4 protein-coding genes are annotated in these 11,311 nt (G+C 69.7%); 3 read left to right on the top strand and 1 reads right to left on the bottom strand.

Going from position 1 to position 11,311, the window contains the following annotated elements; genetic code table 11:
- Positions 1-974: 974 nt before the first annotated feature.
- Complete coding sequence (locus tag MYF83_RS36180) at positions 975-1,535, bottom strand: hypothetical protein (protein WP_248965310.1); 561 nt, start codon at positions 1,533-1,535, stop codon at positions 975-977.
- A 113-nt stretch (positions 1,536-1,648) separates the two neighbouring features.
- Between MYF83_RS36180 and MYF83_RS36175 the strand changes: the two genes are divergently transcribed.
- From MYF83_RS36175 to MYF83_RS36165, 3 genes are all read left to right on the top strand, one after another.
- A complete protein-coding gene (locus MYF83_RS36175) occupies positions 1,649-8,146 on the top strand; it encodes a DEAD/DEAH box helicase (RefSeq protein ID WP_248965309.1) in 6,498 nt (2,165 codons plus the stop codon).
- Between the two features lie 103 nt (positions 8,147-8,249).
- Positions 8,250-10,421, top strand: coding sequence for a UvrD-helicase domain-containing protein (locus tag MYF83_RS36170; protein ID WP_248965308.1), 2,172 nt, complete (start codon positions 8,250-8,252; stop codon positions 10,419-10,421).
- Entirely contained in the window at positions 10,418-11,311 is an 894-nt protein-coding gene (locus tag MYF83_RS36165; protein WP_248965307.1) for a serine/threonine-protein kinase, read from the top strand. Before MYF83_RS36170 ends, MYF83_RS36165 begins: the two co-directional genes overlap by 4 nt.

The raw sequence follows: 11,311 nt of genomic DNA, 5'->3' as shown, positions 1-11,311 counted from the left end.
ACCGTTTGCCCGGTCACGCAGGGTGCGGCATCCTCGATCATGCCGCACCCCCGGTGGGTGCCGGAAGTGGAGGCCGGGCCTCCCGATGGAATCGGGCGTCCGGCCTCTGCGCTCGTCTCGTCGGTCCGGCGTGGCGTGAAGATCACCCCTGTTACTCAAAGTGAGTTGACGGACACGTGCTGGCGTCGATCTAATAGTTCTCACTTACCGCCCATCCGTTCCCGCGGATGGGCCCCGGCTCGGTACCGCATTCCGTCTGGCGCTCTGGGTCGGTGTATCCCCCGGCTAAGCCATGGCCGTGGGGCAGCCCTACGGGACCCGTGCGCACGGGTTGGGCAATCCCACGCAGTCAGGGGGAGGGGGTGCGGGTGTCCGGGCGGATATGGACTCCCCACCCCTTGGACCACCTCTTGCCTCATGGAACTCGCTTGCGCGGCCACCTCGCATGAGCACATTGGGCTGTGCCGCACCCCCGGTGGGTGTTGGAAGTGAGGCCTGGCCTCTCGATGGCGTCGGGCGTCCGGCCTTCGCGCTGTCTCGCCTCCCCGATTCGGACCGGCATCAAGGCCGAGGACAGAATCGGGTGGACAGCAGGCACCGTCTGGCTACGATCTGTGGTGCATGGCTCGCTCCGAGTCATGAAGTGGAGCCGGGTTAACCTCCGCAGGTGGTGGCCCGGAATTCGCGTGTCATCAGGTCACGCGGGTTCGCAGCCGATGTGCATCATCACCCTCTCCAGCGGCCTGGCGAACATACTCGTGGCCAGGCCTGCTGCCCTCGACTGCGTTACCCATCTCGACGGGTGGCGCGGCGCCGCGTCCGGTCGCGCAGGCTTCTCGCTCATGCTCGTGGCTCAACGCGCTTGCCTGATCACTTCTAGTAAGACATACTGGATGGAGCCGCGCCCCTGGGAGTGCGGAAGTGAGGCCGGGACTACCGAGGGATATCGGGTGCCCGGCCTTCGCGTTGTTCCCTCACTCCAAGCAGATCACTCGGATCTGGTCGGCAAGCGCATCAAAATATCGTGGTTGTCCGTCAAGCCACCAGGTCGTAGCGCCCACCACGGCATCCGCCGCCCACAACAACGGCTCGTCGTAGGGCGACGCCCAACTCACTTCCATCGTCAGCGAAACGCGACGCGACCGGCGCAGGCTGGTCAGGAGACTCCTGTCGAGCCGGTCTTCGGTGTAGCGGCTCTCGAGGATCACTCTTTCGGCGCCTCCCGCATCGAGCTCGTAGAGCAGACGTTCCAGACAGAGCCGCCTCGCCCGCTCGTGTCGGACGTTCTTGTCATGGATGCGTACGGTCACGATGCCATGCAAGGGCAGCTTGGCCACGGTCTCGGCGATGTCGAGTCGGTGAGACGGGGATTCGTCACGCCAGTGCAGACGGCCGTGTTTGCCGAGACGGAGAGATTCGAGGGCCAGTCTGATGTCGTTGTGGTCGGCGGAATGTGTGATCACAGCGGCCATCGCGTAGACGCTGTCGTCGTGGGGGCGGCGACGAAGGCTCTCGTCGATATACGCGGTAAGCACTGCGTAAAGATATCGTCACTCAAGGTGAGATCTCCTAGGATCGCTCGAACGGGAGTGCGGGCGCAAGTCGTCTTTGCGGGCGTGCGGGCCGTACAACTTCACAAGGAGGCCGCGTGAGGCCGACACTGGCGGCGGAGGAGCTTCAGCGGAGTCTGACGCAGTACCTCACCACCACCTTCGCGCTCGCGGACCAGCCTGTCCGGGAAGCTTTGGAGCGGTTCCTCAACCACCCTGAGCAGGGCATCTTCCGCGGACCGTACCTGCGGATCCGCACGCCGTTCCGGCCGGCGGAGGACGGGTGGGAGCGGGCCGTGGAATGGGCGCCGCCCAATTTCACGCCGTACCGGCACCAGGCAGAGGCCTTCAAGCGGCTGAGCACGCTCGGCAAGAAGGCCGAGCCGACGCTGATCACGACGGGGACCGGCTCGGGTAAGACTGAGTCGTTCCTCATCCCCGTGCTGGACCACTGCCGCCGGGAGCGGGCCAAGGAAAAGCACGGGGTGAAGGCCGTGCTGCTGTATCCGATGAACGCGCTGGCCACCGACCAGGCGCATCGAATCAACGACTACCTCCAGCATCCAGACCTGCGCGACGTCACCGCCGCTCTCTACATCGGCGACACCCCCGAAGTCGGCTACCCCAAGGTGATGACGCAGCGGGCCGAGATCCGGCGAAACCCGCCGGACGTGCTCATCACCAACTACAAGATGCTCGACCTGCTGCTCCAGCGGGCCGACGACCTGCCGCTCTGGCAGGACGCCGCGCTCGCCTACGTCGTGGTGGACGAGTTCCACACCTACGACGGCGCGCAGGGCACGGACGTGGCGATGTTGCTGCGCCGGCTGGCCGCCGCGACCGGCCACTCCCGGCCGGGCAGGCCGCTCGGCGACATCTGCCCGGTCGCCACCTCCGCCACCCTCGGGGAGAACGGCGCGACCCCCGCCAACAGGAGCGGCGGCCCCGCGACCGCCCCGGGGCAGAGCGACGGTGGGAAGGTCATCCGCCAGGTGGCCGAGCAGGTCTTCGGCACGGCGTTCCCCGAGGACGCCGTGGTGGGCGAGGACCGGCTCACCGCCGAGGAGTTCATCGGGGACATCGACGTCACGCTGCCGCTGCCCGGCCCCGAGGACCTGATCGCCTGCGGTGACCCGCTGCGCGACCCGAGGGCGATGGAGCAACTCGCCGCGGCGGTCACCGACCGCAACAACCTCACCCCGCAGGAACTGGGGGAGGTGCTGAAGCGGCACATCCTCACCCAGGCCGTGCTCGACCTGCTCAGCGGTGGCCCGCAAACGCTCGACGAGATGCTGGAGCTGCTGCCCCGGCGCGGCGCCTACAACTGGGGTGCGTTCATCCGCGACAACCCGGTCCGGGCGGCGACCGCGCTGGCCCGCTTCGTCGCACTGCTGTCACATGCTCGCGACCCCGGCGACTCGAACCGGCCGTTCCTGCTGGTCGAGACGCACATGTGGGTGCGTGCGGTCTCGCGGCTGCTGCGCCTGGTGCACCACACCCCGGCCTTCGCCTGGATCGGCGAGCTGCCCGTCGTGGACGCCGACTCCACGTTGAACGTACTCGGCAAGACGTTGTTGCCGTCCGTCTACTGCCGCCACTGCGGCCGTTCGGGCTGGGCCGCGTTCTCGCCCGAACGCGACCCGTCCGAACTGGTCACCAGCCCGGAGAAGATCTATCGGGCGAACGTCGGGGCGGAGAAGAAGCGGGTACGCCCGCTGATCCAGGCGACCCAGAACGAGGTAGAGGCCACTGTCACCAACCTCGCGATCCTCGACGGCGAGCGGGTCCGGCCGTACGACCCCGCGAAGGACAAATACGGTCAGGGCGACATCGTCTTCGTCCTGACCAACCTGGACACCAAGCAGGAGGCGAACAACGCCGCCGAGCACGACCGCTGCCCGGCCTGCGAGCTGGATGAGGGCATCCGCTTCCTGGGTGCGGGCCTGGCCTCGCTCGCCTCGGTCGCCATCACCCAGCTGTTCGCCGGCAACCAGCTCGAAATCGAGCAGCGCAAGACGTTGCTGTTCAACGACTCCGTCCAGGACGCCGCCCACCGGGCCGGGTTCGTGGCCAACCGGTCCTACGCCTTCTCGCTGCGGCGGCTGCTGACCTCACGCCTGGACCCCGAGGCGCCGATCCTGCTGAACGACCTGATCGGCGACCTGGCGGCGGCGGCCAGCGAGGCCGGCGTACTGCCCGCGGTGGTGCCGCCCGACCTGCACGACCGGGCCGAGGTGGACGCCATCCTCGCCGGGGAGACCACCGGCACGCCTGAGGCGTGCAACCTCATCGGCGAGCGCCTGGCGTTCGCCGCCGTCATGGAACTCGGCCTGCGCTCCCGGCAGGGCCGCACCCTGGAGCTCACCCGCACCGCCGCCGCCGAGGTCGTGCTCGCGGACCCGATGAAGATCGCTGATCTCGCGCGGGACGCGCACACCGCCACCTCCGGCATGATCGAGACGCAGACCGACGAGCGGTACCTGGTGTTCGTGCTCGGCCTGCTGGAGCGCTTGCGCTACCGGGGTGCCATCAAGCACGCCTGGCTGGACCGCTGGCTCGGCAACGCCGGGACCAGCCGGTACAACGCGATCTGGGGCCGCCGCCCGGACGGCATGCCGGCATTCCCGCGCGGGCTGGGCGCGCCGACGTTCCTGCTCGACCGGTTCAAGAAGAAGTCCGAGTTCGACCGCATCGACGCCGACCAGGGCTGGCCGCAGGACTGGGCCACCCGCTGCCTGAAACTGAACCGGGGACAGGCCGGTGAGTACCTGTCGCGGCTGATGCCCATGCTCGCGGGCGAGGGCGTCGTCGCCAAGCGCACGGCCGACGACGGGTCCACAGGCGTGTACGGGCTGCAGCCGGGCCACATCCAGGTGCGTTTGCTGGAGGACGATCAGGTCAACGACGCGGGGATCGGTTGCGACCGGTGCGCGTGGGAGCAGACCGTGCCGCCCGAGCAGGTCGCCGACTGGTACGGCCAGCCGTGCCCCCGCTACCGCTGCGGCGGCTTCCTGACCGACCGGGGCACGCAGAACCACAAGGCCGACTACTACCGCCGCCTCTATCGGGGCGACGGGGTGTTCCGGGTGGTCACGGCCGAGCACACCGGCGCGCTGACCCGGCGCCAGCGTGAGCAGGTCGAGCAGCGGTTCCGCGATGGCACCCGCTACAGCGACCCGAACGTGCTCTCCTGCACCCCCACCCTTGAGCTGGGCATCGACATCGGCGACCTGTCCGCGGTCATCCTCGCCTCGCTGCCCCCAGGCCCCGCGAACTACGTGCAGCGCGTCGGCCGGGCCGGCCGCCGTACCGGGAACGCGTTCCTGGTCACCATGGTCGGCCGCTCGCCGCGGGACCTGTACTTCCTCAACGAGCCGCGCGACATGATCGCGGGGGAGATCGTCCCGCCTGGCAGCTATCTGTCGGCGGTGGAGATCCTGCGGCGCCAGTACGTCGCCCACTTGGTCGACCTGTGCGCCAGAGGCCGGCTTGAGCAGGGCGTGCTGCCGCTGCCCCGGCGGGCGTCTGCGCTGTTCGGGGAGACCGGGTGGCTGGCCGGGTTCGTGCCCGCCGCGCTCGCGTCGGGCACGGCGTTCGCCGACGGCTTCCTCGACCTGTTCGGCGGGTCGGTGAGCGCCGAGGCCGCCGCCGACCTGCGTGCGTTCGCCACCGCAGGGCTGGCGTCCGCCGTGCGCGACGCCGAGGAGTCGTGGAGCCTGCGCCTCGCCGACCTGCGCGAACGGCTGGACGTCATCGACACGGCGATCGAGGCGCTCGTGGAGTCCGACCCGAGCCAGCAGGTCATCAAGCGATCCCTGGCGGCCGAGCGGCGGGCCGTGTTCCGGCTCATGGGCGAGATCGGACGGCAGAACGCCCAGGCCGCGCTGGTCGAGCTCGGGCTGCTGCCGAACTACTCCCTCATCGACTCCGCGACCGCGCTGGAGGCGACGATCACCTGGGAGGAGGAGGAGCAGTACCACAGCGAGGTCCGCGAGTACAAACGGTCGGCTGGGGTGGCCCTCACCGAGCTGGCGCCCGGCAACTCCTTCTACATGCGCGGCTACCAGCACCAGGTCAGCGGGCTCGACATCGGCACCCCGTCTCGCCCGGCCTGGGAGCAGTGGCGGGTCTGCCCCGGCTGCGGCCACGTGCGGACGTTCCGCGCCCAGGACGACACCTCGCCGTGCCCGCGCTGCGGCGGGGCGGACATCGGCGAGCTGGGCTCCCTGCACAAGGTGCTGCGTCCCACGCGCGTCACCGCTCACGACCGCCGCGACGACGTGCAGATCCGCGACGACAACGACGACCGGCTGCGGCGTTACTACGAGACCGCCGTCGCCGTCGACATCGACGTGGCCGACATCGCGCCCGGCTCGTGGCGGCACGCCAAGGCGGTGTTCGGCGTCGACTTCACCCGCAAGGCCGTCATCCGCCGGTTCAACCTAGGCACGACCCGGTACGACCGGCCGGCGACCGACAAGTTCGCGGGGGAGGACGTCCGGCTCAACCCCTTCTACGCCTGCCCGTCCTGCGGCGGCACGACCGTGGACGGGCCGCCGGCGACGGGGGAGTCCGACGGGCTGGTCGCCACGTCCTCGTTCGACCAGTCGCGCCGGCACCACCGGCCGTGGTGCACCTACCGGCGCGCCGCACGCGACACCGAGCACGTCAAGCTCATCCTCGCCCATGAGCTGGGCACCGAGGCGCTGCGCATCCTGCTCCCCATCGCCACGCTGATGGCCGAGGAGCGCACGGCCTCCTTCCAGGCGGCACTGATGGCGGGCGTGGCCGCCAAGTACGGCGGTCACCCCGACCACCTGTCCATCGTCACCGCCACCATGCCCGACCACGACACCGGGCGCCGCCGGCGCTTCCTTGTGCTGCACGACAAGCTCCCCGGCGGCACCGGCTACCTGCACCGGCTCGCCTCCCCGGAGGGTTTCCGCGAGGTGCTGGACGAGGCGTACCGGATCGTGGCGGGATGCCGCTGCAAGGAGGACCGCGGCAAGCGGGCCTGTCACCGCTGCCTGCTCTCCCACGTTCCCGGAAACCTGTACGACAAGGTCAGCCGGACCGACGCGCTCGACATGCTCGACACGCTGCTGGAGGAGTGGGAGGTCGCGGCCGTCGCGACCACCGGCGACATCTCCCTGTGGGACCAGGTCGAGAGCGAGCTGGAAGCCCGGTTCCTCGGCGGCCTGGAGGCGTGGGCCCGCCGCGGCGACACGCCTGGCACGCTGGCCCGCGGCGAGATCGTGAATGGCAGGAAGACCGCCGACCTGCGCATCGAGGGCCCGGACGGGATGATCCGGCACTGGCGGGTGACCCTGCAGAACACCATCCAGGGGACCCGTCCCGACGTGCTGTTCAGCCTGGTGGACGCGGAGACGCAGCAGGTCGCGGTCTACCTCGACGGGTACGCCTACCACGCCTCGCCCGCGATCAACCGGCTCGCCGACGACGCGGCCAAACGCGCCCGGCTGCGCGCGCACCGGGGCCTCGTATTCCAGCTCACCTGGGAGGACCTCGACGAGTGGGAGGGGCGCGGCTTCGCCCCGAACACCTCACGCGAGCCGCTGCGCGCACCGTACTTGGGCAACGCCCAGAGCGCCGCGCGCGGGCTCTACCAGACGGCACAGCGTGGACGCGATCCCGACGAGCTGGTGCGCACGATGTGGACCAACCCCATCGAGACCCTGCTCGCCTTCCTCGGCGAGCCGGACCCGCTCCTATGGCTGCGCCGCGCCGAAGCGGTGTGCGCGGGAACGCTGCGGGTGGTCCGCGCGAACAGCGCCTCCGACGCGGGCGGCGTCCCCGAGCGGATAATGGCGTCGCTGCGCGGCTCGGCCCTTCCGGACGCCGCGCCGGGACAGGTGGCCGTCTTCTCTGCCGCGGACACGGTCGGCTGCCCGCTGACGGTCGTGCTCGACCAGCGTGCCGACCGCGCGTGGAGTGCGTTCACCTTGATCGACGACCGGATCGACACGATCCTCGCCGACGAGGAGACGCACCGGCGCCGGTGGGCGGCCTGGCTCTACTGGGGCAACCTGCTGCAGTTCCTCGATGCCGGCGCGGGCGACAGCGGGCAGTTCGCGCTCACCGGACTGGACGAGTTCGATCCGTCGCAGCTGGCCGCGGCGGACGGAGGCGGGTTCCTGACCGCGCTCAGCCTGCTGCCGCTGGACGACGACCTCACCGACGACACCCCGTTCGTACGGCGGCCTCCCGCCGACGTCACTGAACCCGTTGTTCGGCGTCCACTGGACGGGGACGTTCCCGGCGAGGAGACGCCCGCGTCGCAGCCATGGGAGCCCGTCCTCGACCTGCTGGATCCCGACGAGCCCGGGCTGGCGCTGCTCGCCCAGACCCTCGCGGAACGCGGCGTGCCCGCGCCGAGGGTCGGCTACGAGCTCGGCGAGCAGGCATGGCTCGCCGAACTGGCATGGCCCGCGCTGAAGGTCGCGGTCGTGCTGGCCGGAGACGACGAGGAGGCGCGCAGGCGGGACGCCGCCTACGCCGAGGCCGGCTGGGACGCGCGGCCCGTACCGGGCTGGACGCCCGAAGAGCTGACCGAGCGCATCGGAGGAGCCAAGTGAGCGCGCGTCGCACGAGAGTACAGCGGCCAGGCGAACCGGCCGACGAAGGCGGCCGGATCGGCCGGCGAGCCAATGAGTGCAGCGGTCAGGAGAGGGAGGCCGAGTGAGTCAGGCGACGTTGCGGCTGCTCGACAAGGCCGACAAGGAGATCCTCAAGCTCCCGAGGGCCGTCAAGGGTGCGATCTACGACTTCCAGCACAAGTTCCGCCAGGACCCCGAAAGCCCAGGGCTGCGGTTCAAGCAGCTGAAGGGGCACCCGCGGCTGTACTCCGCACGGGTGAACCTGGACTACCGCGCGCTGCTGCTGCACGCCGGAGGCAGCGACTACATCCTGGTCGCGGTCAAGCCCCGCCAGGAGGTCTACGACAACCTGGACAAGTTTGCCTACCAGATCAACCCGGTGACCGGCGGCATCGAGTTCCTCGACCTCCTGACCATCGAGGAGACGCTCGTCCAGGAGACGGCCGTCCAACCGGCCGTACCGGCGCAGCCGGAGCCGCTGTTCGCGAAGTTCTCCGCCGAGACCCTGCTGGAGCTGGGCGTCGCCGAGCCGCTGCTCGGACTGATCGCGAAGATCACCAATGAGGACGAGCTGCTCGGGCTGGCCTCCTACGCGCCGCAGCTCACCGGCGAGGTGCTGCTCGCGCTGTACTCCGGCAAGACGCCGGAGGAGGTCCTGGACCAGGTCACCACCCCGGTGGCGGCCGTCGAGGAGATCGACGCCGAGGACTACCAGGCGGCGCTCGCCCGCCCCGCCACGGTCGTCACCACCGAGGACGCCGCCCTGCAGGAGGTCCTGGAGCAGGGCGACTTCGGACGCTGGCGGGTGTTCCTGCACCCCACCCAGCGCAAGATCGTGGAGCGTGGCAACCGCGGCCCCGCCCGGGTCAGCGGCGGGCCGGGCACCGGCAAGACGATCGTGGCACTGCACCGGGTGAAACACCTGGTCGAGCGCCTCGGGCCTGGGGAGGGCAAGGATGTCCTGCTCACCACGTTCAACACCAACCTCGCCGCCGACCTCGGCCATCGGCTGATGGACCTCGCCGGTCCGGAGGTCGTCAAGCGTGTCGACATCCGCAACATCGACAAACTCGCCAGCGAGATCGTCTCGCAGACCCCGGCCGGTGGAGACCGGCAGTGGATCGACGACAACAGGGCCGTCAACGAATGGCAGGAGCTGCTCGACGAACTCCAGGAACGCCGGTGGGACGCCGAGTTCCTGCACGCCGAGTGGTCGCAGGTAATCCTCGGCCAGGGGGTCGTGACCAGGGCGGACTACTTCCGCGCCCGCCGGGCCGGACGCGGCCGTCCCATCAGCCGGGAGGACCGGGCGGCGATCTGGCAGCTCGTCGAACGGTACGTGATGCGCCTGGACGACAAGGGCCTGTGGACCTTCCGGCAGGTCGCCGAACGGGCCGCACGCCTGGAGATCGAACGGGCCCGGGCGATGGCCTCCTACGAGGCCGACCAGGCGAACGGGGTGAAGCTGCAGCGCGAGTCCGGCATCTGGCACCGGCCCCGCTACCGGCACATCGTCGTCGACGAGGCGCAGGACCTCAGCGCGGCACACTGGCGGATGCTGCGCGCGATGGTCCCCGAAGGCCCCGACGACCTGTTCATCGCCGGCGACACCCACCAGCGGATCTACGGCAACCAGGTCTCGCTTGGGAGCCTGGGCATCAACATCCGTGGCCGGTCATCGAAGCTGACCCTCAGCTACCGGACCACCCACGAGATCCTCGGCGCGGCCGTCCGGCTGCTCGGCGAGGAGGAATGGGACGACCTCGACGACGGCCGTGACGACCTCACCGGTTACCGCTCGGTGCTGCGCGGGCCGGAGCCGGTGTTCGCGTCGTACTCCACCTGGGCCGCCGAGCTCGACGGGATCGTCGAGCAGGTGAAGGCGTGGGACAGCGCCTCCATCGCCGTCTGTGTCCCCACACGGGAGATGGTGGGCAAGGTCGAGGAGTGGCTGGCCAAGGCCGGCATCCTCTCCTGCACCATCGGGACCAACGGGCCGAAGCTCCGCCAGGCGCCCGTCCACGTCGGGACGATGCACCGCTTCAAGGGGCTGGAGTACCAGCGCATGATCATCGCGGGTGTCGCGGAAGGACTGGTACCCGACCACCGGATCGCCGTGTACGAGAAGGACGACCCGCTGCGCTACCGCAGGGAGTTGCGGCAAGCCCGTTCGCTGCTCTTCGTGGCCGCCACCCGTGCGCGGGACAGCGTCCTGATCACCTGGCACGGCCGCAAGAGCAGGTTCCTCCCGTGAGGACCATCGCCGAGCGCTACCGGATCACCTCGCCCATCGGGCGGGGCGGAATGGGCGAGGTCTGGGAGGGCATTGACCTGCGGCTCAACCGGCCGGTCGCCATCAAGCTCATCAACTCGGCCGACCTGGCGTCGGCGAAGGACGCACGGCGCCGGTTCAACCGCGAGGCCCGGATCACCGCCCGGCTCCGCCATCCAGGGGTCCCGGTGGTGTTCGACTTCGGCGACGACGGCGACCTGTACATGATCATGGAGTCGCTCAGCGGAGACTCCGTCGGGAAGCTCAAGGACGAGCAAGGCTCCCTGCCCGTGCCCTGGGCGGCCTTCATCTGTGCCCAGGTGTGCGCCGTACTCGCCGCGGCACACGGGGCCGACCTGCTCCACCGCGACGTCAAGCCCGAAAACCTCGTGCTGTGCCGGGACGGAGCGGTCAAGGTCATCGACTTCGGCGTCGCGACCTCACCCGGCGCCAACGAGTTCTCCCGGATCACCCAGACAGGGGAGAGCCCGGGAAGCGCGCGCTACATGGCGCCCGAACTGGTTGAAGGCGCCGGCGCTAGCCGCGCCAGCGACCTCTACACCGTCGGCTGCGTCCTGTACGAACTCCTCACCGGCTCTCGACCGTTCGAGTCGCGGGACCTGATGACGGAGATCACCCGGGGCCTGAAGGAGGACCCGCCGGCGATGGAAAAGGTTCCTGGCGAGCTGGAAAAGCTGACGCTTCAGTTGCTTGCCAAGGACCCGGGCCGGCGTCCTGATAACGCCGTATCGGTCTACCGCAGTCTGCGTCCGTGGGCCCACGACCTTCCGCCGCTACCCGGCTGGGTCGCCCACGACCTGTCCAACGATCCCGTTCACATGTACTCGGCGGTACTCGCAAGTTTGGGATAA

Source organism: Sphaerisporangium perillae (genome assembly GCF_023276435.1).
Taxonomy (GTDB): Bacteria; Actinomycetota; Actinomycetes; order Streptosporangiales; family Streptosporangiaceae; genus Sphaerisporangium; species Sphaerisporangium perillae.
Note: the sequence above shows the minus strand (reverse complement) of the source record. Positions and strands in the feature narration are given on the sequence as shown.